Origin of the sequence: Dactylosporangium sp. CA-139114 (assembly GCF_050955725.1) — a bacterium.
GTDB lineage: Bacteria > Actinomycetota > Actinomycetes > Mycobacteriales > Micromonosporaceae > Dactylosporangium.
Window position 1 is genome coordinate 7,541,436 of the sequence record NZ_CP192080.1, and the last position, 22,700, is coordinate 7,564,135.

Annotated in this window: 21 protein-coding genes; 9 read left to right on the forward strand and 12 right to left on the reverse strand. The window is 73.5% G+C overall.

Going from position 1 to position 22,700, the window contains the following annotated elements:
• Positions 1–47: 47 nt before the first annotated feature.
• Together ACQP2P_RS33540 and ACQP2P_RS33545 are read left to right on the forward strand one after the other, a co-directional pair.
• On the forward strand, positions 48–1,112 hold the full coding sequence (locus ACQP2P_RS33540; RefSeq protein WP_433607712.1) for a serine hydrolase domain-containing protein: 1,065 nt from the start codon (positions 48–50) through the stop codon (positions 1,110–1,112).
• 45 nt (positions 1,113–1,157) lie between these two features.
• Entirely contained in the window at positions 1,158–2,999 is a 1,842-nt protein-coding gene (locus tag ACQP2P_RS33545; RefSeq protein WP_433607714.1) for a transglycosylase domain-containing protein, read from the forward strand.
• Between the two features lie 46 nt (positions 3,000–3,045).
• On the opposite strand, the gene ACQP2P_RS33550 is transcribed toward ACQP2P_RS33545, so the two are convergent.
• Together ACQP2P_RS33550 and ACQP2P_RS33555 are read right to left on the reverse strand one after the other, a co-directional pair.
• Positions 3,046–3,384 (reverse strand): DUF1330 domain-containing protein, encoded by a 339-nt coding sequence (locus tag ACQP2P_RS33550; RefSeq protein WP_433607716.1) that lies wholly within the window; start codon positions 3,382–3,384, stop codon positions 3,046–3,048.
• 49 nt (positions 3,385–3,433) lie between these two features.
• Complete coding sequence (locus tag ACQP2P_RS33555) at positions 3,434–3,994, reverse strand: TetR/AcrR family transcriptional regulator (RefSeq protein WP_433607718.1); 561 nt, start codon at positions 3,992–3,994, stop codon at positions 3,434–3,436.
• Between the two features lie 93 nt (positions 3,995–4,087).
• Here ACQP2P_RS33555 and ACQP2P_RS33560 point away from each other — a divergent pair, with 93 nt between their 5' ends.
• A complete protein-coding gene (locus ACQP2P_RS33560) occupies positions 4,088–4,777 on the forward strand; it encodes an SDR family oxidoreductase (protein ID WP_433607720.1) in 690 nt (229 codons plus the stop codon).
• A gap of 7 nt (positions 4,778–4,784) precedes the next feature.
• Positions 4,785–5,759 carry a glutathione S-transferase family protein gene (locus ACQP2P_RS33565; protein WP_433607722.1) on the forward strand — a complete coding sequence of 325 codons (975 nt, stop codon included), beginning with the start codon at positions 4,785–4,787 and terminating at the stop codon, positions 5,757–5,759.
• Positions 5,760–5,869: 110 nt separating this feature from the next.
• Here ACQP2P_RS33565 and ACQP2P_RS33570 read toward each other — a convergent pair whose 3' ends face one another.
• From ACQP2P_RS33570 to ACQP2P_RS33580, 3 genes are all read right to left on the reverse strand, one after another.
• Positions 5,870–7,111: a L,D-transpeptidase gene (locus ACQP2P_RS33570; RefSeq protein ID WP_433607724.1), complete on the reverse strand. Its 1,242-nt coding sequence runs from the start codon at positions 7,109–7,111 to the stop codon at positions 5,870–5,872.
• Between the two features lie 131 nt (positions 7,112–7,242).
• The gene (locus ACQP2P_RS33575; protein WP_433607726.1) at positions 7,243–7,620 is read right to left on the reverse strand and encodes a DUF427 domain-containing protein; all 378 of its coding nucleotides are present in this window, start codon (positions 7,618–7,620) and stop codon (positions 7,243–7,245) included.
• 10 nt (positions 7,621–7,630) lie between these two features.
• Complete coding sequence (locus ACQP2P_RS33580) at positions 7,631–8,164, reverse strand: TetR/AcrR family transcriptional regulator (protein ID WP_433607728.1); 534 nt, start codon at positions 8,162–8,164, stop codon at positions 7,631–7,633.
• A 100-nt stretch (positions 8,165–8,264) separates the two neighbouring features.
• Here ACQP2P_RS33580 and ACQP2P_RS33585 point away from each other — a divergent pair, with 100 nt between their 5' ends.
• The 3 genes from ACQP2P_RS33585 (at position 8,265) to ACQP2P_RS33595 (ending at position 13,210) form a co-directional block, all read left to right on the forward strand.
• The gene (locus tag ACQP2P_RS33585) at positions 8,265–9,518 is read left to right on the forward strand and encodes an MFS transporter (RefSeq protein ID WP_433607730.1); all 1,254 of its coding nucleotides are present in this window, start codon (positions 8,265–8,267) and stop codon (positions 9,516–9,518) included.
• A 74-nt stretch (positions 9,519–9,592) separates the two neighbouring features.
• Complete coding sequence (locus ACQP2P_RS33590) at positions 9,593–9,775, forward strand: hypothetical protein (RefSeq protein ID WP_350625668.1); 183 nt, start codon at positions 9,593–9,595, stop codon at positions 9,773–9,775.
• Between the two features lie 1,587 nt (positions 9,776–11,362).
• Positions 11,363–13,210 carry a PQQ-binding-like beta-propeller repeat protein gene (locus ACQP2P_RS33595; RefSeq protein WP_433607732.1) on the forward strand — a complete coding sequence of 616 codons (1,848 nt, stop codon included), beginning with the start codon at positions 11,363–11,365 and terminating at the stop codon, positions 13,208–13,210.
• Positions 13,211–13,219: 9 nt separating this feature from the next.
• On the opposite strand, the gene ACQP2P_RS33600 is transcribed toward ACQP2P_RS33595, so the two are convergent.
• The 7 genes from ACQP2P_RS33600 to ACQP2P_RS33630 form a co-directional block, all read right to left on the reverse strand.
• Complete coding sequence (locus ACQP2P_RS33600) at positions 13,220–15,130, reverse strand: DNA recombination protein RecN (protein WP_433607734.1); 1,911 nt, start codon at positions 15,128–15,130, stop codon at positions 13,220–13,222.
• Positions 15,127–15,612, reverse strand: coding sequence for a hypothetical protein (locus tag ACQP2P_RS33605; protein ID WP_433607736.1), 486 nt, complete (start codon positions 15,610–15,612; stop codon positions 15,127–15,129). Before ACQP2P_RS33605 ends, ACQP2P_RS33600 begins: the two co-directional genes overlap by 4 nt.
• Positions 15,609–16,577 (reverse strand): hypothetical protein, encoded by a 969-nt coding sequence (locus ACQP2P_RS33610; protein WP_433607738.1) that lies wholly within the window; start codon positions 16,575–16,577, stop codon positions 15,609–15,611. Before ACQP2P_RS33610 ends, ACQP2P_RS33605 begins: the two co-directional genes overlap by 4 nt.
• 106 nt (positions 16,578–16,683) lie before the next feature.
• The gene (locus tag ACQP2P_RS33615; protein ID WP_433607740.1) at positions 16,684–17,784 is read right to left on the reverse strand and encodes an endonuclease/exonuclease/phosphatase family protein; all 1,101 of its coding nucleotides are present in this window, start codon (positions 17,782–17,784) and stop codon (positions 16,684–16,686) included.
• Positions 17,785–17,883: 99 nt separating this feature from the next.
• Positions 17,884–18,642: an ABC transporter permease gene (locus tag ACQP2P_RS33620; protein WP_433607742.1), complete on the reverse strand. Its 759-nt coding sequence runs from the start codon at positions 18,640–18,642 to the stop codon at positions 17,884–17,886.
• Complete coding sequence (locus tag ACQP2P_RS33625; protein ID WP_433607744.1) at positions 18,639–19,391, reverse strand: ABC transporter permease; 753 nt, start codon at positions 19,389–19,391, stop codon at positions 18,639–18,641. Before ACQP2P_RS33625 ends, ACQP2P_RS33620 begins: the two co-directional genes overlap by 4 nt.
• Positions 19,388–20,302, reverse strand: a complete 915-nt coding sequence (locus ACQP2P_RS33630) for an ATP-binding cassette domain-containing protein (protein WP_433607746.1) — start codon at positions 20,300–20,302, stop codon at positions 19,388–19,390. Before ACQP2P_RS33630 ends, ACQP2P_RS33625 begins: the two co-directional genes overlap by 4 nt.
• A 468-nt stretch (positions 20,303–20,770) precedes the next feature.
• Here ACQP2P_RS33630 and ACQP2P_RS33635 point away from each other — a divergent pair, with 468 nt between their 5' ends.
• Together ACQP2P_RS33635 and ACQP2P_RS33640 are read left to right on the forward strand one after the other, a co-directional pair.
• Positions 20,771–21,397, forward strand: coding sequence for a hypothetical protein (locus ACQP2P_RS33635; protein WP_433607748.1), 627 nt, complete (start codon positions 20,771–20,773; stop codon positions 21,395–21,397).
• Positions 21,398–21,519: 122 nt separating this feature from the next.
• Positions 21,520–22,698, forward strand: coding sequence for an SPFH domain-containing protein (locus tag ACQP2P_RS33640; protein ID WP_433086637.1), 1,179 nt, complete (start codon positions 21,520–21,522; stop codon positions 22,696–22,698).
• Positions 22,699–22,700: the final 2 nt, after the last annotated feature.

The window sequence follows — 22,700 nt, forward strand, 5'->3', positions numbered from 1 at the left end:
TGGAAATCAGCGGTGCGACGAGCCGCGGCGCGGTACCGTCCGCGTCCGTGGATGAACTGCTCAGCGGTAGCGTCGCCGAGGGCTTCGAGCCCGTCGCCGACGTCTTCCGGCATCTGCTCGAGTCCGGCGCGGAGACCGGCGCCTCCGTCGCCGCCTACGCCCGCGGCGAGCTCGTCGTCGACCTGTGGGGCGGCTGGGCCGACGCCGCCCGCACGCGCCCCTGGCGGGCCGGCACCCTGGCCACGGTGTTCTCGGCCGGCAAGCCGGTCGCGGCCCTCGCCGTGCTCGCCCGGGTCGCCGACGGGCGGATCGGGCTGGACGAGCCGGTCGCGCGCTACTGGCCGGCGTTCGGGCACGAGCGCGGCACCGTGCGGCACGCCCTCGCGCACCAGCTCGGGCTGCCGGCCATCGCCGAGCCGCTGACCGCCGACGAGGGGCTGGACTGGGACCGCTGCACCGCGGCGATCTTCGCCGCGCCGCTGGAGTGGGAGCCGGGCACGGCGGCGGGCGAGCACGCGCTGACGTACGGCAACATTCTCGGCGCGATCCTGCGCGGCGCGACCGGCGAGACGGTCGGCGAGGTGGTCCGCGGCTTCGGGCACGACGTGCACTTCGGGGTGCCGGCGGCCGAGCGGGGCCGCTGCGCCGACATGGAGTTCGGCGACCCGGGCTGGCCAGAGGCGTCGGTGCACGGCCACGGCGACCTGTGGGCCCGCGCGCTCGGCAACCCCGCGGGGCTGCTCGACACCGCGGTGCTCAACGGCGACGCCTGGCGCGGCGGCGAGCTGCCGGCCGTGAACCTGCACGCGACCGCCCGCGGGCTGGCCGGCCTCTACCAGGCCCTCCCCCGGCTGCTGCCCGCCGAGGTGCTGGCCGAGATGCTCGCGCCGCAGGCCGAGGGCGTCGACCGGCTGCTGGAGGAGGACGCGACCTGGACGCTGGGCTTGCGCCGCGACGGGGACTGGATCGGCATGGGCGGCATCGGCGGCTCCTCGGGCGGCGGGCGCCTCGCCGACCCGGACGGCTACCGGATGGCCTACGTGACACGGCACCTGGCCGGGCACGACCGCGGCAACGCCTTGTATGACGCCATGGAGAGCTGTCTGTCCTAGAACGACCGCGTACGATGCGTCCGTCCATGGGGAGGACTGACGCAGATGAATAGAAGACGGATGCTCGCCGGGGCCGCGATCGTCGTGGTGCTGCTCGGCGGGGCCGCCGCGGCCGCCGGGATCTACACCGGCAGTGTCGCGGTGCCGCCGCTGCCGGAGCCGGGCGGGTCGACGGAGATCCTGTACTCCGACGGCACGCTCATGGCCCGCACCGGCAAGGACGACCAGGTGCCGATCGACACCGCGCGGCTGCCGCAGTACGTCCCCGAAGCCGTCATCGCCGCCCAGGACCCCGGCTTCCGGGACGGGCACTGGTTCGGCCGGCCAACGGACCTCAGCGTGCAGTACACCCGGAAGGTTCTCGACGATCCCCGGATCGGCACGGCGCGGCTCCTGGCGGTCGCGAGCCGGCTCGAGCGGCAGCACGGCCGCGACGTCATCCTCGACCGCTACCTCAACACGATGTACTTCGGGCGCCTCGCCTACGGCATCGAGGCGGCCGCGCAGGCCTACTACGACAAGCCGGCCGCGACCCTCTCCCCCGGCGAGGCCGTCGTGCTCGCCGCGCAGCTGGACTCGCCCGGCGACGGCGCCTACGACCCGACCGTGCACGCCGACGCGGCCCGCAGGCGGTTCGAGGAGATCCGCGGGCGCATGAGCGGCGGCGGGGCCGGGGTCGTCTTCCCCGAGGGCACCACCCGCACCGCCGAGGACGCGACCAAGCGGCACAAGGCGCTGCGCCCGGACGGCAGCGAGGGCCTCGTCGAGCAGCGCGTGCTCGACGAGTTCGCGACGCTCGGGCTGAACGCCGCCGGCGCCCGGATCTCCACCACCATCGACCGCCGGCTGCAGGGGTCGCTGCTCGGCGCCGTCGGCGCGGCGATGAGCGGCCAGCCCGCCACGCTGGCGGCCGGCGCGGTCGCGGTCCAGCCGCTCACCGGGCGGGTCCTGGCCTACTACGGCAACGACCGCGCGGCCGCGACCGACTACGCCGGCGCGCACCCGCCGGGCAACGTCTTCGCGCCGATCACGGTGGCCGCGGCGCTCAAGGCCGGGATCTCGCTGCAGTCGCGGTGGCAGGCGCCGGCGGAGATGGACTACCCGGCGTCGGGCCGCACGGCCAAGCGTGGCAACCCGGTGCGCGACGTGCACCGGTGCCCGGGCGGCAAGGCGTCGTGCACGCTGCTGGAGGCCCAGCGCGACGGGCTGCGGGTGCCCCTGTTCGGGGTGACCGAGAAGGTCGGGGCGGGCAAGGTCCTCGACATGGCCCGGGCGCTCGGGGCGGGCACCCTCTGGGCCACCGTGGACGGCAAGGCCGCGGCGATCCGGCTCGACGGGCCCGGGGACGCGCTGTCGCCCAAGTACTTCGCCACCGAGCTCGGCTACGGGCAGTACCCGATGACGCTGAGCGACCAGGCGAACGTCATGGCGACGCTCGCCGGTGACGGCAAGCGGGCCAAGGCGCACCTCATCGCGGCGGTGACCAGCGGCAGCAAGACCACCTACCGGGCCACCGAGCTCGCCGACGCCGGCGTGGACGAGGCGATCGCGCGCAACGTGGCGTGGTCCCTCGCCCAGCAGCCGGCCGGGCGGCTCGCCGACGGGCGGCAGACGTCGCTCGCGGTCGGCGACTGGCCCTTCAACGGCGACCTGAGCAAGACCGCGCACGCCACCGCGGCCGGCTTCGCGCCGCAGGTCGCGGTCGCGGTGTGGGTCGGCAACAAGGCCGAGGAGCGGCCGCTGCTCGACCGGTCCGGGGCGCCCGTCACCGGCGCGACCCTGCCCGCGGCCGTCTACCGCCAGTTCATGGGGGCCGCGCTGGGCACCGCCCGCGCCGACATCCCGCAGCCCGTGCTCCTGGGGGACCCGAAGGCGGGGAACGCCTGACCCGCGCCTTGCTCCCCGGAAGCTTGTGCAGCGGCAGGGCGTGGCCTCAGCGGGCGGCGCGGATCGCGGCGGCCATCTTCGCCGGGTCGTGGCCGTCGCGCACGCCCTCGAAGAGGATCGCCGACCCGGCGATGTGGTCCGTGCGCAGGTGCAGGATCTCCTGGTAGGCCGGGGAGTCGTACCAGGACCGGGCCGCGTCCAGGGTCGGGAACTCGATGATGACCACGGTGCCGGGCCACTCGCCCTCGCGGACCTCGACCGGGGGGCCGTGCACGAGGAACCGGCCGCCGAAGGGGTCCAGGGTGCCCTGGATGCGCTCGAGGTATTCCAGCACGTCGTCGTGGCTGCTGTGGCCGTGCAGGTGGGCCATCGCGTATCCGTTCATGCCCCCGATCATGACCGGCCGGGCGTCATCGTGTCGATGACCTCCGAGGTCATGTGGCCGCGTCGAGCAGCTGCGCGGCCGCGCGCAGGGCCAGCCCGCCCAGGGGCTCGCCGCGCATGACGGCCCGCACCGAGGCGCCGTCGAAGAGCATCGTGAGCTGGGCGGCCAGCAACTGCGGGTCGCTCGCGCCGAGGGCGGTCGCGTGCTGCTGGAAGTACGACTCCAGGCGTTCTTTGCAGGACAGCGCCACGAGGGCCGCCGCGTGCGCCGGGTCGTGCAGCTCCACGGCAGTGTTCACGAACGGGCACCCGTGGAAGGACCCGGTGCCGGAGCGCTCCTCCAGCCGGGCGAAGACGTGCAGGATGCGCTCGCGCGGCGGCATGTCGGCGGCGGGATCGGGGAAGTACCCCGCGACGGTCGCCGGCCCGTACTCGCGCAGGCTCTCGGCGATCACCTCGTCCTTGGTGGCGAACAGCTGGTACATCGACCGCTTCGACACGCCCGCGGCCTTGCACAGCCGCTCGACGCCGACCGTGGCCGCGCCCTCGGCGTAGAACAGCTCGGCCGCGGCCCGCAGCAGCCGCTCACGGGGGGAGGCGATGGAGGTCACACGACACAGTCTACCCATCCGGAAACCGATCGTTCTACCGTAGGGGCCACATCGGAAACCGATCGGTTTCCGCAACGGCGAAGGGGTACGGCGATGCGCAACGAGGTCGTGCTGGTCACGGGCGGCAACCGGGGGCTGGGGCGGGCATTCGTGGAGGAGGCCCTGGCCCGGGGCGCGAGCAAGGTCTACGCGGCGGCCCGCGACCCGAGGTCGGTGAGCATCCCCGGCGCCGTGCCGCTGGCCCTCGACGTCACGGATCCGGATTCGGTACGGCGCGCCGCGGCCGAGGCCTCCGACGTGACCGTGCTCGTCAACAACGCCGGCATCTCGACCCGGGCCAGCGTGCTGCACGGCGACCTCGACGACATCCGCCGCGAGTTCGAGACGAACTTCTACGGCACGATCAACGTGACCCGCGCGTTCGCCCCGGTGCTCGCGGCCAACGGCGGCGGCCACGTGCTCGACGTGCATTCGGTGCTGAGCTGGATCTCCCAGGGCACCTCGTACAGCGCCAGCAAGGCGGCCGTCTGGCAGGCGACCAACGCGTTCCGCCTCGAGCTGGCGCCGCAGGGCACGACGGTGACGGGGCTGCACGTGGGGTACATCGACACCGACATGACCGCGGACATCGACGGGCCCAAGGTCACCGCCCAGGACGTCGCGCGGCAGGCGCTCGACGGCGTCGAGGAGGGCGCGTTCGAGGTGCTCGCCGACGAGATCACGCGCACCGTCAAGCGCGGCCTGTCCGCCGACCCGGCGGCGCTCTACCCGCAGCTGGTCTAATGGGACGGTGAACGCATACCGGGCGGACGGGGAGTTCAAGCGCGACTCGCGGTACATCGGCGACCGCATCACCGCCGACGGGCGGGACGGGTGGCCGGTCGAGCCGGGGCGCTACCGGCTCGTCGTGAGCCGCGCGTGCCCGTGGGCCAGCCGGGCCATCATCGTGCGCCGGCTGCTGGGGCTCGAGGACGTGCTGTCCATGGGCGTGTGCGGACCCACGCACGACGCCCGCAGCTGGACCTTCGACCTCGACCCCGGCGGCCGCGACCCGGTGCTCGGCATCGAGCGGATCCAGGAGGCGTACTTCAAGCGCTTCCCCGGCTACGAGCGCGGCATCACCGTGCCCGCGATCGTCGACGTCCCCTCCGGCCAGGTCGTCACCAACGACTACGCGCCGCTGACGCTGGACCTGTCGACGCAGTGGCGGGCCTACCACCGCGAGGGCGCGCCCGACCTCTACCCCGAGCCGCTGCGCGACGAGCTCGACGAGGTCATGGAGCTCGTGTTCAAGGACGTCAACAACGGGGTGTACCGCGCGGGCTTCGCCGGTTCCCAGGAGGCCTACGAGGCCGCGTACGAGCGCCTGTTCGCGCGCCTCGACTGGCTCTCGGAGCGGCTGCGGGGGCAGCGGTACCTCGTCGGCGACACGATCACCGAGGCCGACGTGCGCCTGTTCACCACCCTGGTCCGGTTCGACCCCGTCTACCACGGCCACTTCAAGTGCAACCGGCAGAAGCTCAGCGAGATGCCGGTGCTGTGGGCCTACGCGCGGGACCTGTTCCAGACCCCCGGCTTCGGCGACACGGTGAACTTCGAGCACATCAAGCGCCACTACTACGAGGTCCACCGCGACATCAACCCGAGCGGCGTCGTGCCGCTGGGCCCCGACCTGAGCGGCTGGCAGGAGCCGCATGGCCGCGACCGCCTCGGCGGGCGCCCGTTCGGCGCCGGCACGCCGCCCACGGCCCCCGCGGACCGGTAGCCCGGCGGCACGTTCCTACGCGACGGGCAGGACGCTGCGCGTCGCCGGCGGCTGGTGACGGGACGCGGCCACCACCGGTCCCGTCGCCGCCGGCCTGTGACGGGACGCGGTCACCACTGGTGCCAGGGCACGTTCCAGTCGCCGATGCCGTCGGTCAGGGGCAGGTTCTTGGGCGTGTTGCGCACCTCGACGACGTCGCCCGTGTCGAAGGTGTCGTAGAACCACTGCGCGTTGGCCGGCGCCACGTTCACGCACCCGTGCGAGGTGTTCGCCTTGCCCTGCGACGGGATGTTCCAGTCGGCCGAGTGCACGTATTCACCCGAGAGCGAGATCCGGCACGCGAGCTTGATCTGCTCCTCGTAGTAGTTCGGGTTCTTCTTGTCCGTGATGCCGTAGCTGGCGGAGCTCATCGTGACGATCGGCTCCTTCGTCATCAGCACGTGCACGCCGGAGCGGGTGAAGAAGTCGATGGTCTCGCCCTTGGAGCCGGTGGTCGTGCCGCCCTTGCCCATGCTGATCGGGATCTTCTTGACCATCTGCCCGTCGATGTAGCACTCCATCTGGTGCGTGTTGGAGTCCGCGATCGCGATGCGCGACGGCCCGATGGAGAAATTGGCGCTGGCGTTGCCGCCGCCGAAGGTGCCGTTGCCGAGGTCGACGCCGAGCAGGTTGACGCTGACCTTGACCGTGGTGCCCTTGGCCCAGTACTTCTCCGGCCGCCAGTGCGCGCTCTGGTTGGTCACCCAGTGCCACTTGCCCTCGACCGGCGGCGAGGTGGTGACCTTCATCGCCTGCTCGGCGGCGTCCTGGTTCTTGACGGCCTTGTTGAAGAAGACGATCACGGGCTGCCCGACGCCGTAGGTGCCGCCGTTCTTTAGCGCGGCCATCGGGTTGGCCTGGAACGTGATGTTCGCGACGGCCTTGGGCTGCAGCGTGGTGAAGCTCGCGGTCTGGCTGACGTCCTTGCCGTCCGCGCCGGCCCCGGCGACGGTGACCGTGTAGGTCTGCCCGTAGGCCAGGGTGCCGCTCGACGTCCAGGTCCTCTTGTCCTCGGAGAGCTTGCCGTCGAGGTTCTTGTTCCCGGCCGCGACGGTGACCGTGTTCAGCGTGCCGTTGTCGATGGCGACCGTCACCTGGCTCGTCGGCGACACGTCCTTGGTGTCGGCCGCGGGCGTGATGGTGAGCGTCGCGGGGGCGCCCCCGCCTCCCCCGCCGCCGGCCTCCGTGCCGGGTGAGGCGCCGCCGCCACCGCTCCAGGCGGCCTTGCCCTTGTTCCCGTCATTGCACGCGGCGAGCGCGGCGGCCGCGGCCACTCCCGCGCCCGCGGCCAGCATCTTGCGACGACTCCACATGTGTTGTGCCCTCCCCGTTCGCGAACGGTACCGACCGGGGGCCGGACTGCAAAACCCCCGAACGGTATTGCCCGCAATGTCCGGGCGCGTTCCCGAGGGATAGACGTACACGGAGGGCTGGCGGGTTTACGTCAGGAACCCGACACGACCGTGACCTCGAGACGGTCCGTGTAGAAGGCGACACGCTTGGCGATCGGCGCGACGGCCTCGTAGGGCGTCTCGTAGCTCCAGACCGCGTTGTCCACGGTGCCCTCGGGCGTGACGACCGAGTAGTAGGAGGCGTCGCCCTTGAACGGGCAGTAGGTGCTGTGGTCCGTGCGCTGGAGGAACCGCTGGTCGACGTCGTCGAGCGGCACGTAGTAGGCCACGGGGTAGGTCGACTCCTGCAGGGCCAGGGCGTTGGTGGTGTCGGCGATGACGTGCTCGCCGGAGCGGACGACGACCCGCACGTCGGCGGGCGTGACGGTGATCGGGTGGTCGGGGCCGGGGATCAGGTGTGGGCGACTCATGCCACCCACGCTAGGCCGGGAGGACCTTGTCGACCAGGCGGACCGGCAGATCATCGTCCAGCGTCCACGGGAGGTAGATCGCGCGGTACACGATGGGCGCGACGATCCCGTCGATGATCTCGTCGGCGTCCAGCGCCGCGGGCTCGCCCATGATGACGAGGGCCTCGGCGCGGCGGTTGCGCAGGCACTCGGTCTCCTGCTCGCCGGCCGACGCGCTGCCCCCGCGCAGGAGGGCGGCGTTGATCGGCTTGCGGTAGTGCTCGACGACCTCGCGGGCCCAGGCGATGAGGTCGGCGCGCAGGTCGCCGGAGCGCGGGAGCTCCCGGTCGGGGTCCAGGCGATAGGTCGCGATGTCGTTGAGCAGCGCGGCGGCGTCGCCCCAGCGGCGGTACACGCTCGTCGGGTTGACCCCGGCGCGCTCGGCCACGAGGGGAATCGTCACCTTCTCGGCGCCGCGCTCGCGGACGAGCTCCTCGACGGCGTGGCGGATCGAGGCCAGCACGGCGGCGCTGCGCCCACCGGTGCGGCGCACGGGAGCGGACACGGTGTGACCCTCCTTACTAATGCAAAGTTCTTTGCTTTAACTGGGCGCTTCGGGCGTACTTTCAGCGTAACGCAAAGACCTTTGCTTTAGGAGTCGCGCGATGTCTACCGCAACACTCGCCCGCCCGGCCGTCACGCCCGCCCGGCGCACCCTTCCGCCGGCCGTGGCCTTCACCGGCGCCGCCCTGGCCTTCGCGTCCCTGTACCTCGCCGCCGGTGCCCCGACCCCGCTGCTCGTGCTCTTCGAGCGCGAGTGGGGCTTCGCCCCGTGGGTGCTCACGGTCGCCTTCGCGGCCTACGCGTTCGGCCTGCTCGCCTCGCTCGTCGTGGTCGGCTCCCTGTCCGACCACGTCGGCCGCCGCCCGGTGCTCGTCGCCGCCCTGGCCGTCGAGGTCGCGGCGATGCTCATGTTCGTCTTCGCCCCGAACATCGGCTGGGTGATCGCCGCCCGCGTCGTGCAGGGCGTCGCGACCGGCGCGGCCAGCAGCGCGTTCACGGCGGCCCTGGTCGAGCTGGCCCCCGAGCGGCACAAGCGGCTCGGCGGCACCCTCGGCGCCGTCGCCCCCGCGGGCGGGCTGGGCCTCGGCGCGCTGCTCACCGGCGCCGCCGTGCAGTTCACGCACCGGGCGAACCTCATCGTGTTCAGCAGCCTCACCGTCATCATGGCCGTGGGCACCCTGACCGCGCTGCTGTCCGCCGAGACCGTCAGCCGCCGCCCGGGCGCCCTGGCCGCGCTGAGGCCGCACGTCTCGGTGCCGCGGGCCGCCCGGCCCGACTTCCTGGCCGCCGCCCCGGCACACCTGGCCTCCTGGATGCTCGCGGGCCTGTTCATGGGCCTGTCGCCGAGCATCCTGCGCGACGTGTTCCACCACTCCAGCGGCCTGCTCAACGGCGTCACCGCGTTCATCCCGCCGGCGAGCGCCGCCACGGCCGCGTACGTGCTCAGCCGCCGCCCGGCCCGCCGCGTCGTGCGCACCGGCACCGTCGCCGTGCTGGCCGGCACCGCGATCGTGCTCGCCGGCATCGCGACGGGCACGCTGCCCCTGCTGTGGGTCGGCGGCCTGATCGGCGGCGCGGGCTTCGGCGCCACGTTCTCGGGCGCGCTGCGGGCGGTCGGCCCCCTCGCCGGGGCGCACCAGCGCGCGGCGCTCTTCGCGGCCGTGTTCCTGGTGGCGTACCTCAGCTTCGGTGTCCCCGCGATCGTCGCCGGCCAGCTGGTGGCGCCCCTGGGCCTGCTCACCACGGTGCTGCTCTACGGCGGCGCGATCATCCTGGCCGCCCTCGTGGCCCTCGCGGCCCAGCTGCGGCTCGAGCGCGCCGACCGCGCCGTCGCCGATCAGGCCCCCGCGCGCTGAAAATCCTCACGAGCGCTGGCCTCCCGGCCGATGGCAGGGGGACCAGTGCTCGTTCACGTCACGGAGGACACCGCATGCGCATCGGCGACGCGATCACGTTCAGCATGCCCGCCGCGGGCACCCCGGTCGACCCGGCGACCCGCCAGGCCCAGGTCAACGCCCAGGCCGACACGCTGAGCCAGCTGATGGGCACCAAGCACAACGTGCAGGTCGCGGCCAACGTGACCGACGGCAAGGGCGTCGACCTGTACATGTGACGGAATCGGGCCCAGCCACGCGTCACGGAATCGGGCCCAGCACGCGTGGCGGGCCGAGGCTCAACGCGGGCGGGAGCAGCTCGCGCAGGCGTCGCGCGAAGGCCTTCGGCCGGAACACGCGGGCGCTGGGGCCGCCGTCGAACTCGGCCGTCGCGCACCGGAAGCGCACGCGGGCAGCGGGGCACGCCACGCGCGGGCAACGCACGCCGGGCGGCAGCGGGCAGCGCATGCGGGTAGCACGGCGGCATGGGCAGCGCAGGCAGCGCACGCACCACGGGCAGCAGGCGCCCGGCAGCACGGGCAGCACGGCGGCATAGGCAGCGCGGACGCGACCCGCACGCACCCGCCGCGGGCAGCGGGCAGCGGGCAGCGCATACGGGCAGCACGGGCAGCGCGGACGCGACCCGCGAGCAGCGCACGCACCGCGGGCAGCGCGGACGCGACCCGCGAGCAGCGCACGCACCGCGGGCAGCGCGGACGCGACCCGCGAGCAGCGCACGCACCGCGGGCAGCGCGGACGCGACCCGCGAGCAGCGCACGCACCGCGGGCAGCGCGGACGCGACCCGCGAGCAGCGCACGCACCACGGGCAGCGCGGACGCGACCCGCGAGCAGCGCACGCACCACGGGCAGCGCGGACGCGACCCACGAGCAGCGCACGCACCACGGGCAGCGCGGACGCGACCCACGAGCAGCGCACGCACCACGGGCAGCGCGGACGCGACCCACGAGCAGCGCACGCACCACGGGCAGCGCGGACGCGACCCACGAGCAGCGCACGCACCACGGGCAGCGCGGACGCGACCCGCGAGCAGCGCACGCACCACGGGCAGCGCGGACGCGACCCGCGAGCAGCGCACGCACCACGGGCAGCGCGGACGCGACCCGCGAGCAGCGCACGCACCACGGGCAGCGCGGACGCGACCCGCGAGCAGCGCACGCACCACGGGCAGCGCGGACGCGACCCGCGAGCAGCGCACGCACCACGGGCAGCGCGGACGCGACCCGCGAGCAGCGCACGCACCACGGGCAGCGCGGACGCGACCCGCGAGCAGCGCACGCACCACGGGCAGCGCGGACGCGACCCGCGAGCAGCGCACGCACCACGGGCAGCGCGGACGCGACCCGCGAGCAGCGCACGCACCACGGGCAGCGCGGACGCGACCCGCGAGCAGCGCACGCACCACGGGCAGCGCGGACGCGACCCGCGAGCAGCGAGCAGCGCACGCACCGCGGGCAGCGCGCAGCAGGCACGCCACGCGCGGGCAGCACGGCAGCATGCGCACGCACCGCCGGCAGCGCGACCGGGGCAAGGCAGCCAGCGCAGCCAGCGCAGCCAGCGCAGCCAGCGCAGCCAGCGCGGGCAGCGCGGGCAGGCCACGCAGCCAGCGGGCAGCGCGGGCAGGACGCAAAAGCGAGGCCGGGCGCATCGAACGATTCGCATTTTCGCCAGTGACGGCCTTTGCGGTGCTAAATCATGACATGTCGGGAAAGTACCGCGAGCGGTGAACCCGCCGCGTCGCTACCCATGTCCGGAAATATCCGCATTTAGCGTCTTTGAGGCGCATGTCGAAGAGCGGGGGATGTCGTGAGGCCGTATGCCGCGGCGGGTTTGCTGGTCGTACCGGCGGCGGTGCTGACCGCCAGCGTCGCCGCCCATCCCGAGCCGCCCGTCTCCCCCTCGTTCGAGACCGCGACGACGAGCCGCGCCGACCTGCGCGCCGGCGACCTGGTGCGCGGGGCCACGTTCGCGACGACCGCCCGCGACCTGGTGGGGTACGACCCGACCGCCGACATCATCGTGACCCAGGCGGACGCCGGCACGGAGCTGACCGGCATCGACGCCCACACCGGCACGGTGCGCTGGCGCCGCAAGCTGGACACGTCCGCCGAGTACGGCACGGTGCTGTGGTCCCAAAGCGACCTCGGCGCGGGTTCGGTGCTGGTCAACACCTACCACCGCGACACGAAGAAGGCCGAGCTGATGGCCCTCGCCACCCGCACGGGCACGGTGCGCTGGCGCATGCCGCTGACCGCCCGGACCGAGGCCATGGCCGCCGGCCCGGCCCTGCTGGTCGGCGAGCCGGCCGAGCATGCGTCGCCGACGCGGTGGGCCGACAGCCGCGACGCGCCGAAGACCGGCAGGTCCGCGGCTCCCGGTGCGTCACGCCGGGGCGCGACCCCGGAGGCGACGTGGGGCCCGCACGCCGCCAAGTCTCCGGCCGCGACCGCGACGCCGAAGCCGAAGGCCTCCAAGTCCGCGGCGAAGACGCCGGAGCCGAGCGCCGCGGCCCGCACCATGCACGGCAACGCCCAGCCGACCCCCGACGACCGCGGCACGAAGGCAGCCGGCCAGCAGACCGGGGACCAGAAGACCGGGGACCAGCAGACCGGGGACGTGGGCCGCTCCCGCGTCGGGCACACCGACGAGGACTCCGCCACGGTCGCGACCCGCGGCGCGCCCGGCGCGGGCACGATCAACGCGGTCGCGGCCGGCGACGGCGGGCGGCTGTGGAGCGCCGAGCTGCCCGAGGGCTGCGACCTGCGCGCCACGGCGGGCGACGGCCGCACGACCGCGCTGCGGCTGGCCTGCACCGAGGACGACCGGCTCGAGGACCGCCTCGAGATCCGCGACGCGCGCACGGGGGCGTTGCGCTCGCGGACCACGATCGACCCGGACGCCGACGACGGCGGGCTGGGCCTGCTGGTCCGCGACGGCGCGACGCTGGTGCGGGGGGCGCGGACGTTCCAGCTCTTCGGCCCGGACGGCACGCGGCTCGTCCAGCGCGACGGCGACGGCTGCGCCGAGTTCTGCGACCTGGCCGTCGAGGGCGGCGTGGCGATCGTCGCGCAGTCCGGGGGCAGCACCGACCGCACCGACGGCGCGCTCGAGGCGTTCGCGCTGGCCGACGGGCACGAGCGCTGGCGCGCGGACCGGACCACGCGGGCGCTGGTGCGCGAGGGCGGCCGGCTCTACGCGGTCGGCCCCGCCCCGCAGCCGGCCCCGTTCACGGCGGTGTCGGGCGTCGGCGAGCACGGCGTCTCCGCGCCCTTCGCGACCATGCTCCCGGCCGACGCGGTGCCCCAGCGCGGCTCGGCGGTGCTCGTCGCGGACGGGGAGGGCCTGGCGTGGTACCGCATCCGCCCCGTCGAGCAGCCGCCCGGCCCCCTCGGCGGCGCCGTCGACCGGCCCGACCCGTGCGCGGTGCTCCCCGCCGCCGGCGTCGCCGAGCGCCTGGGCAAGCGGCCGGCGACCGCCCACCGCGACGACGACACCACGTGCACGTACACGACCGTCAAGGGTCAGACGCTGCGGGTGCAGGTGCTGTGGGCGGGCGTGGACGAGGCCTCGGCGATCGAGCGGTACGACGTGATCAAGCACGACGGCGTCGAGCGCGTCGGCACCGTGATCGTCGCGACCCGCAAGGGCGCCTGACCGGCCGGCTCAGAAGTCGTCGTCGATGAGGCCGTACGGCGGCTGGTCGGGCCGGCGGGAGTAGCGCACGATCACGTCGGCGGCCGCCGTCGGGGGCGGTGCGTTGTCCGCCACCACGATCTGCGCGCCCACGCCCCGGCCCGCCAGCCAGGCCTCGAGGTGGCTGTAGATCCGCTCGATGGTCCGGCCGTCCTCCAGGTCGCCCAGCGCGCCGAGGTTCTTCTGCGGGCTGTCCAGCAGCAGGAACCCGGGGTGCGACGAGCGGGTCTCCCACGCCGTCTCGAACATCGCCAGCTGCCAGGCCAGGGTGATGAGCACGCGGCCGCCCGAGGACGCGGTCGTGTACGGCTCGCCGCGCACGTAGGGCGTCAGGTCCTCGGCGAGGTAGGCGTCGGCGAGCTTCGGGTAGCGGAACTCGGCGAGGATCGTCCGGTAGCGCTCGCTCACCCGGCGCACCACGGCCGAGCGGTCCGCGCGCCGGGCCTGGGTGCCGGCCGCGCCCAGCTCCTCGCGGTCCGCCTCCAGCTGGTCCATCATCTGCAGGATGGCGTTCGCCCGCCGCTCCAGGCTCTGCACCAGCCGCAGACCGTCGGCCGCGCGTTGCCGCACCGCGGCCGCCTCCTCGCGGCGGTGGGCGATCGCGTCGCGCTCGGCCAGCAACGGGGTCACGGCGTGCGACGTCGCCGCGTCCACCTCGGCGGCGGCCCGCGACTCGGCGTCCTGGGCGCGCGACGCGGCCGCGCGCAGCCCGGGGATCTCCCGCTCCAGGTCCTCGATGTGCCGGGTCAGCTCGGCGAGGCGGGTCTTGGCCGAGCGCAGCTCGGCCGAGACGTCGACGGGGCCGACCGGGAAGCGGCAGGCGGGGCAGCGCTCGTCGGCCGCGACGAGCGCGGCGCCGCAGGAGGCACACGCTCCCGCGCCGGTCTCGAAGAGGCGGTCGGCCTCGGCGAGCATCGTCCACTTCGACACGTCGTCGGCGTAGCTGCCGCGCAGCGGGATCATGCGCTGGAGCTGGGTCTCGCGGTCGCGCAGCTCCTCGGCGGCGGCCAGCGCGGCCCGGGCGGCGTCGCGGTGGCGTTCGCGCAGCTCGGCGGCGAAGGCGGTCGCGGCCCTCGCCCGGGCGTCCAGGGCCGCCAGCGCCTGGGCGCACGCGGCCAGCTCGTCCTTGGCCGACTGTTCCAGGGCCTCCAGGTCGCGGCGGGAGCCGACGTGCTGGTCCTCGACGAGCTGCTCGGCGGCCCGGTAGGCGGTGCGGGCCGCGGCCAGCTCGGTCTCGACGGCGCGGATGCGCCGGCCGATCTCGACGGTGTGGTCGTCGTGCACGTCGAAGACCACGTCGACGACCTGGCGCAGCTTGAGGTGCTTGACCGGCACGCTCTCGAAGAGCAGGTCCTTGCCGTCGAGGCGCTCGTTGGGCAGGAAGCACAGCCACATCAGGTCGCGGAAGCTCAGCGGGTCGTGCGGCTCGGTCGCGGTGTCGAGGGAGAGGCGCACGCCCTGGAGCTTGCAGTGCGAGAGCAGCAGGCTCGACAGGCTGCCGGGGTGGCCGGCGGGGCGCAGGGTGTGGCGCACGCGCGGGGCGGCGCCGGGCTCGTCGAGGCGGCCCGCGCGCACGTAGGCGAACATCGAGGGCTCGCCGACGGCGCGCTCGATGAGGTACGGCGAACCGGAGAGCTCGACCTCCAGCGTCGCGGACTTGACCTTCGGCGTGATCTCCGGGTGCCGGGGATGGTCGTTGGCGCCGAGGCAGTAGTCGACGAACTCCAGGATCGTGGTCTTGCCGGTGCTGAACGCGCCCGCGAGGACCGACAGCGGCCGCGGGGTGTCGTCGGAGGCGCGGAAGTCGACGTCGTAGTCGCGGTCGTCGCCGTGCAGGCGCAGTCGCCTGATCCGGATGCCCTGGCTGCGCAAGCCGATCATGGCACGTCCTTGACTGGGACGGGGAGAAGCCACTGCCGCAGGTTCTCTCGAAGCTTACGACCACTCAGGCGCCGCAGGCGGCGGATGACGATACGTACCGCTGTGATGTATGACTGAGCATACATCGCCGTGAATCGCCCGGCCATGGTCGCTCCCTCTTCCGTCAGGCGATAGGTGACCCGCCCGGCGGCCGTCACCGCGACGAGCCCCTGCGCGACGAGCGCGGCGAGATCCTTGCCGAGGCCGAGCTGCGCGGTGACGTACCGCTGGGCGGGGCTGGCGTAGGCGACCGTGCGGTCGTCGAACCCGGCCAGGCGCAGCGCGGTGCGGTCCGGGTCGTCCTCGGCGCGCGCGACCAGCAGCGGCTGCCCGGCGAGGAACTCGTAGGCGCCGAGCCGCTCGGCGTCGAGCGGCTCCCCGGCCGCGAGCAGCACCAGCAGGAGCCGCGCCCGGCGGAACACCGCGAACTCGTCGGGGTTCACAGCAGCTCCCGCCAGTGCCGGACCCAGCCCGCCCGCCGCTGCTCGACCACCCGGTGCATGAGACCGCACCGGTGGACGGCGTTGAGCGCCAGGGGGAACCCGCCGGTCGAGCGGATCTCGCGCATCACCGAGGCGTGCAGCCCCGGCAGCGCCGCGTCGCGGGGCCACCGCACGACGAAGGAGTTGAACTGCCCTTCCCAGATGCCGTGCACGAGACCGTCGGCCTCGTCGAGCGCGTCGAGCTCCGCGGGCACCCGCTTGTCGAGGATCTCCCGGGCGAGCAGGTCGGCGTTGAAGTACTCCCGCTTGGCCGCGCCGACCTCGGTGTGCCCGGCGGCCCGCAGCTGGCGCACGAAGAGCGCGCCCTCCAGCGCCGAGGCGTGCTCGGGATCCAGATCGTGCAGCGGTACCCGTGGTGGCGCCACCGGCCCCGAAGGCGCGGCGTAGGGGTCGTAGAAGTGCCGGCGCACGTGCGCGCAGTCGGGCTTGACGAGCAGGTTGCGCAGCACGTTCTCGTGCCACAGCTCGATCTGCACCCCGGTCTCGCGCTGCCGCCGCGCCCGCCAGTTGTCCCACCACTGGGCGGTGGGCGCGTCCATGCTCGCGGGCACGCACAGCACCCACTGCGCGAGCCGGTAGCCGTGGCGCGCCGCCGCGGCGACCGCGGAGTCGAACGACTCCCGGATCTGGCCCTGGTGCGAGCGGGTCACGATCGGCCAGAAGTACTTCGACTGCCAGATCACCACCAGCCCGGACAGCTCGCCGAGCAGGATGTCGATGCCCCAGTCGCCGGGGTTGGCGCTGATCGCCCGCGCACCCGGGTGGATCGCGGCAAGCAGCATGGCGAGCATCTGCTCGAAGTCGTCACGAGCACCGGCGAGGTTGCCGGCCCGCAGCTGGTGGGCGGCGAAGTTGATGGGGGGCTCGCCGGAGGCGAGGCTCGTCGACGCCGCAGTAGCCGTCATCTCCCCTCCGCATCCGACCCCCGAATGACGTCCTGCTCCGATCCCAAGATTGTCACGCGCAGCAATGTCTCCGCTACCTTGGGCAGAGATTTCACCGAATATGTCATCACAATTTGTCGAGGTCGATATCGGCGTAGATGGCCGCGTGGTCCGAGCCGGCGTGCACCGCCTTCGTCATGGTGTCGTAGATGGGCCACAGCACCCCGTTGCGCCCGCCCCACACGCCCTTGCGCAGGATGCCGCCGCCGGTCGTCGCCGCCCACAGCGCCGGGGACAGCAGCACGTAGTCGAGCTTGTTCCGCGCGGTGCAGGAGCCGTAGGTGCCGGGCCGGCCGTTGTCGTCGAACGCCGGATGCGCGGACACGTCACGCAGGTCGGTGTCGTGCAGCAGCGGCGCGAGAGGCTCGCTGTCCGGGGTGTCGTTGAGGTCCCCGACGACGGCGACGAACGGGGTGGCCTGGGCGCGGTAGATCGCGGCGACGCGGACGGCCTGGCGCCGGCGGGTCGCGTCGGAGGCGAGCTTCCCGCCGTAGCCCTTGCTCTTGAGGTGGTTGACGAGCACGACCAGGGGCTCGGCGCGGCCGGGGAGCACGACGTGGTACTCCGGGCAGTCCCGGCTGAACACCCGGCCCCGCTCGTCGGTGTCGTCGACGTGGGTGCGCTGCCCGGCGATCGGGAACCCCGCGGTGGACATGATGCCGACGTCGATGCCGCGCTCGTCGTTGCCGTCCATGACCTGAATGTGGCGGTACAACCCGCCCAGCCCGCCCTCGGTGAACCGCTTGAGCGCGTGACGGCTCTCGGCCTCGATCACGCCGAGCACGTCGGCGCGCACGTCGAGGATCACCCGGGCGGTGTTGAGCAGCGCCTGCTCGTCGCAGCGGTCGGTGGTCAGCTCGACCCAGCCGATCCAGTCGCCGCGGCCGCCGGCGACGACCTCGACCCGGCCGTCGCGGGCCCGGCGCAGCAGCCGGCCCCGGTTCTGCCGCAGCCGCGCGAACTTCGCCAGGTCGCCGCCCCGCAGCCCCAGCTTCGTGAGCTCGCGCAGGATCTCGTGCTTGATCCCGTCGGTGTAGACGGGCTCCTCGAGCAGCTCACCGGCGCGCGCGAACGCCTCCAGCACCGGCCGCCCGTCCGCCCAGGTCCGCTGGTCAAGCGCCTTGGCCCGGTTGAACAGGTTCTCGACGTTGTAGCTCGCGATGCGCATCGTCCACGAGGGTATTCGTGAATCGTCATCCGCGGATGGCACGTCCCCCGGACGGTGCTGGGGAACCTCGGTGACCGGTGGGGTCACCTCTCCAAGCGACTAGGCCAGGAGAGCGCGGCGCAGGCGGGGCAGGGCGACCGCCAGCGACAGGGCGCCGAAGGCGAGCAGGTAGACCAGCGACGGCAGCAGCGCGGGCCCGACGTGGCCGAGGGCGGGTTCGCGCAGGAGCTGGATGGCGTGGTACAGCGGCAGAACCTCCACGAACCACTGCACCGGCCGCGGATAGACGGTCACGGGGAAGAACGTGGTCGCGAACAGGAACATCGGCAGCATCACGAGCTGGATCAGCTGGAAGTCGCCGGGCCCGCGCAGGAAGGTGGCCACGGCCAGCCCCGCGGCCGCGAACGCGAAGCCGACGACCGCGGCCCCGGGCACGGCGAGGAGGATCCAGGGCGAGCGGGCGTACCCGAGCACGGCCACGACCGCGAGGAACCCGCCGCTGGCGATGGCGCCGCGCAGCAGGGCCCAGGCCGTCTCGCCCAGGGCGATGTCGCGCACCGTCAGCGGGGTCGTGACCATCGTGTCGTAGGTGCGCTCGTGGCGGAGCTTGAAGTACAGGCCGAACGCCGTCTCGTTCAGGGCGCCGTTCATGGCCGCGGTGGCCAGCAGGGCGGGCGCGACGAACTGGGCGTAGCTGATGCCCGGGCCGACGCCGGGGACCGCGCCCACGAGCGCGCCGACGCCGACGCCGATCGACAGCAGGTACAGCAGCGGCTCGAGCACCTCGGCGGCGAGCATCGCCCAGGTGTGCCGGTAGATCATGAGATTGCGCTCGACGAGCAGCAGGGCACGGGTCATGCGAACAACCGCCTGCGGTAGGTGCGGCGGGCCAGCAGCAGGCCCGCGAGGGTGAGCGCGCCGAGGTACGCGGCGTGCAGGACGGGCCGCTCGCCGCGGCACAGCTCGGTGCCGTGCCACAGCGGCGTGCAGTAGACGACGTAGCGCAGCGCCGCCGGGATCTGCTCGACCGGGAAGAACACCCCGGAGAACATGTACATCGGCATGATCACGAAGCGGAACAGGGTCGACATCGGCTGCCCGGTCTCCAGCGTCGCGGCCCAGGCCATGCACGGCGTGGCGAACGCCAGCCCGGTCAGCAGCGCGGCCGGGGTCAGCCAGAGCAGCGCCGTCGTGCGCAGCGGCGGGAAGCACAGCAGCACGGCGACGAAGCACAGCGCCGAGGTGGCGATCCGCAACGCGATGTAGAGCAGGTGCCCGGCGAGCACGTCGGACGGGCCCAGGGGGCCGGCGACGGCGCTGCGGTAGCTGCCGCCCGGGCGCACGCCCAGGAACACCGGGCGCGTCGCCTCGATGACCGCGGTCTGCATGGTGGCCGCGGCGAGCAGGCCGGGGGCGAAGAAGGCGAGGAACACGACGCCGTGCAGGGTGTCGGGGGCGGTGTTGCGGTCCACGAGCCGGCCCAGTCCCGCGCCCATGGCGAGCAGGAACAGCAGCGGGTTGAGGACCGACACGACGATCGTGGAGCGCCAGGTGCTGCGGTAGCGCAGCATCCAGTACGAGAACTCGCGCAGCGCCAGGACGCTCATTCGACCAGCGACCTTCCGGTGAGGCGCAGGAAGACGTCCTCGAGCGTGGCCCGGCGCACCAGGGCCGCGATCGGCTCGGTCTCGAGCCGGGCCAGCACCGCCTCGCCGTCCTCGGCGTAGAGCAGGACCCGGTCCGGCAGTTCCTCCACCCGCTCGACGCGCTCGTCCTTCGGCACCGGCGCGCCGGGCGGCAGGCGCAGCTCGAGGACCTCGCGCGTCACGTACCGCTCGATGAGCTCCCGCGGCGAGCCCTCGGCCGCGATCGCGCCCTTGTCCATGACCACGAGCCGGTCGCAGAGCTGTTCGGCCTCGTCCATGTAGTGCGTGGTGAGGATGAGCGTGACGCCGTCCTGCTTGAGCCGGAAGAGCCGGTCCCAGAGCACGTGCCGGGCCTGCGGGTCCAGGCCGGTGGTGGGCTCGTCGAGCAGCAGGATCTCCGGATCGTTCACGAGCGACCGGGCGATGGTCAGGCGCCGGCGCATCCCACCGGACAACGCGGCCACCTTGGCGCCCGCCTTGTCGGTCAACTGCGCGAAATCCAGCAGCTGTACCGCCTTGTCGCGCGCCTGCCGCCGGGACAGCCCGAAGTAGCGCCCGTAGATGAGCAGGTTCTCCTCGACCGTCAGCTCGGCGTCGAGGGCGTCGTCCTGCGGCACGACCCCGATGCGCGCCCGGATCGCGGAGCCGTCGCGGACCGGGTCGCGGCCGAGGACCGTGAGCCGCCCACCGGTCGGCGGCGAGACGCACGCGATCATCCGCATGGTGGTCGACTTCCCGGCGCCGTTGGGCCCGAGAAACCCGAACGCCTCGCCCCGCTCGATGGCGAACGTGACCCCGCCGACGGCCCGGACACCACCCGCGCCGTGCACTTTCTCCAGCCCCGCAGCTTCGACGAGCACCTCGGTCCCCATACCCAGCCCCCGTCATCCGATTACGTGAGGCGGGAAAACTAACACGGATCTCTGCAAAAATCCGACCGCTTATTTCGGCTTCGGCCACGCGTGGCGAATCCGGATGCCGCAACCGCGCCACTCCGCACGCCGCAACCGCGCCACTCCGCACGCCGCAACCGCGCCACTCCGCACGCCGCAACCGCGCCGCTCCGCATGCCGCAATCGCGCCACTCCCGTCACCGCCGAGGTAGCCGCCACCATGCGCATCGAGATCCCGAGCCCCCGAGCACCAGCGCCGCCGCGGCCACGGCGAACACCGCGAGCAGCGCGAGGGCAGGGACGCAGCGAAGCCGGCGCGCCAGTGTCAGCAGTCCCCGGCCCCGCAGTGCTGGCCCCTGAGGTCGAACAGCGGGCGACAATATGCTGATAAGTCCGAAAAATCCGGCTAGCGAAGCGCCGGATTTTTCGGGACCAAACGACGAGGCCGTGAAGCGGTTCGCGCTCGGCCGGGCTCGCCGGGGTCGAAGCCGTCCGCCGCGCGGCAGCGGGATGGCGCCGTGCCGCCCGCCGCCCGACGGCGGGATGGCGCCGTGCCGCCCGCCGCCCGACGGCGGGATCGCGCCGTGCCGCCCGCCGCCCGACGGCGGGATCGCGCCGTGCCGCCCGCCGCCCGACGGCGGGATCGCGCCGTGCCGCCCGCCGCCCGACGGCGGGATCGCGCCGTGCCGCCCGCCGCCCGACGGCGGGATCGCGCCGTGCCGCCCGCCGCCCGACGGCGGGATCGCGCCGTGCCGCCCGCCGCCCGACGGCGGGATCGCGCCGTGCCGCCCGCCGCCCGACGGCGGGATCGCGCCGTGCCGCCCGCCGCCCGACGGCGGGATCGCGCCGTGCCGCCCGCCGCCCGACGGCGGGATCGCGCCGTGCCGCCCGCCGCCCGACGGCGGGATCGCGCCGCCCTGCGGGCCGCCGATGACCGTCGAGGACCGCGTGGCCGAGCCGCTGCGGGGCGCCGGCGTCCCCGTCGCGCCGCGCGTCGCGGCCGGACTTGTGCACAACTACCCGATGTACGCGCATTCGGCGCCGGCGGCGGATCGGCATATGCCCGGTTCCTGACTGACGCGGCGGCGATTTTACGGTGAACTGGCCGGAGCGGCTTCCCGACAGCAACTCCCGAATCCCAGAAACGGTTGCTAGGGTCGGCGACGCTCGATGATCCGAAGGCAAGGGGGACCGACGTGGGACTGTGGGACAAGGTCAAGGGCGAGTTCATCGATATCATCGAGTGGCTCGACGACAGCCGGGACACGATCGTCTGGCGGTTCCCGCGCTACCAGAACGAGATCAAGATGGGCGCCAAGCTCGTCGTCCGCGAGTCGCAGGTGGCGGTCTTCGTCAACGAGGGCCAGATCGCCGACGTCTTCGTCCCGGGCACCTACACGCTGCAGACGCAGAACCTGCCGATCCTGTCCACCCTCAAGGGCTGGAAATACGGGTTCGACTCGCCGTGGAAGGCCGAGGTCTACTACGTCAACACCCGGCAGTTCACCGACTTCAAGTGGGGCACGCAGAACCCCATCATGATGCGCGACGCCGAGTTCGGCATGGTGCGCATCCGGGCCTTCGGCGCCTACTCGCTGCGCGTGGTGCACCCGGAGAACCTGCTCAAGCAGCTCGTCGGCACCGACCCCCAGTTCCGCACCGAAGAGGTCTCGGAGTTCCTGCGCCAGCTCATCGTCGGCCACCTCGGCCCGGCCCTGGCCGCCGCGCAGGTGCCGGTGCTCGACCTCGTCTCCCAGCAGCTGCTCATCGGCCAGAAGCTCGCCGGGGTGCTGACCCAGGAGCTGGCCGAGTACGGCATTCAGATCCCCAAGTTCATCATCGAGAACATCTCCCTGCCGCCGGAGGTCGAGGAGGCGCTGGACAAGCGCACCTCGATGGGCGTGCTGGGCAATCTGGACCAGTATTCGAAGTTCCAGGCCGCCAACGCCATGGAGGCCGCCGCCAACAACCAGGGCGGCGCCGGCGAGGGCTTCGGTCTCGGCCTGGGCATGGCGGCCGCCCAGCAGGTGGCCCAGTCGCTGAACCGGCCCACGCAGCCCCAGCAGCCGGGCTACCCGCAGCAGGGTTACCCGCAGCAGCAGCCCGGGTACGCCCCGCAGGGCGCGCCGCAGTCGGCGCCGCCGGCCGGGCCCCCGCCGGTGCCGCAGCAGGCCACCTGGTTCGCCGCGATCAACGGCGCCCAGGCCGGCCCGTTCGACCCGAACGCGCTGGCCCAGCAGGTGCAGGCCGGGGCGATCAGCCGCTCCACGCTGCTGTGGAAGAACGGCATGGCCGCCTGGACCCCCGCCGAGCAGATCCCGGAGCTGGCGGGCATCTTCAACTCCGTTCCCCCGCCGCTCCCCCCGATGGGCTGACC

Excerpts from the sequence above, each read along its gene's own strand:
- ACQP2P_RS33545 (WP_433607714.1), top strand. The coding sequence starts at position 1,158 with ATGAATAGAAGACGGATGCTCGCCGGGGCCGCGATCGTCGTGGTGCTG.
- ACQP2P_RS33550 (WP_433607716.1), bottom strand. The coding sequence starts at position 3,384 with ATGAACGGATACGCGATGGCCCACCTGCACGGCCACAGCAGCCACGAC.
- ACQP2P_RS33560 (WP_433607720.1), top strand. The coding sequence starts at position 4,088 with ATGCGCAACGAGGTCGTGCTGGTCACGGGCGGCAACCGGGGGCTGGGG.
- ACQP2P_RS33570 (WP_433607724.1), bottom strand. The coding sequence starts at position 7,111 with ATGTGGAGTCGTCGCAAGATGCTGGCCGCGGGCGCGGGAGTGGCCGCG.
- ACQP2P_RS33575 (WP_433607726.1), bottom strand. The coding sequence starts at position 7,620 with ATGAGTCGCCCACACCTGATCCCCGGCCCCGACCACCCGATCACCGTC.
- ACQP2P_RS33585 (WP_433607730.1), top strand. The coding sequence starts at position 8,265 with ATGTCTACCGCAACACTCGCCCGCCCGGCCGTCACGCCCGCCCGGCGC.
- ACQP2P_RS33590 (WP_350625668.1), top strand. The coding sequence starts at position 9,593 with ATGCGCATCGGCGACGCGATCACGTTCAGCATGCCCGCCGCGGGCACC.
- ACQP2P_RS33600 (WP_433607734.1), bottom strand. The coding sequence starts at position 15,130 with ATGATCGGCTTGCGCAGCCAGGGCATCCGGATCAGGCGACTGCGCCTG.
- ACQP2P_RS33610 (WP_433607738.1), bottom strand. The coding sequence starts at position 16,577 with ATGACGGCTACTGCGGCGTCGACGAGCCTCGCCTCCGGCGAGCCCCCC.
- ACQP2P_RS33615 (WP_433607740.1), bottom strand. The coding sequence starts at position 17,784 with ATGCGCATCGCGAGCTACAACGTCGAGAACCTGTTCAACCGGGCCAAG.
- ACQP2P_RS33620 (WP_433607742.1), bottom strand. The coding sequence starts at position 18,642 with ATGACCCGTGCCCTGCTGCTCGTCGAGCGCAATCTCATGATCTACCGG.
- ACQP2P_RS33625 (WP_433607744.1), bottom strand. The coding sequence starts at position 19,391 with ATGAGCGTCCTGGCGCTGCGCGAGTTCTCGTACTGGATGCTGCGCTAC.
- ACQP2P_RS33630 (WP_433607746.1), bottom strand. The coding sequence starts at position 20,302 with ATGGGGACCGAGGTGCTCGTCGAAGCTGCGGGGCTGGAGAAAGTGCAC.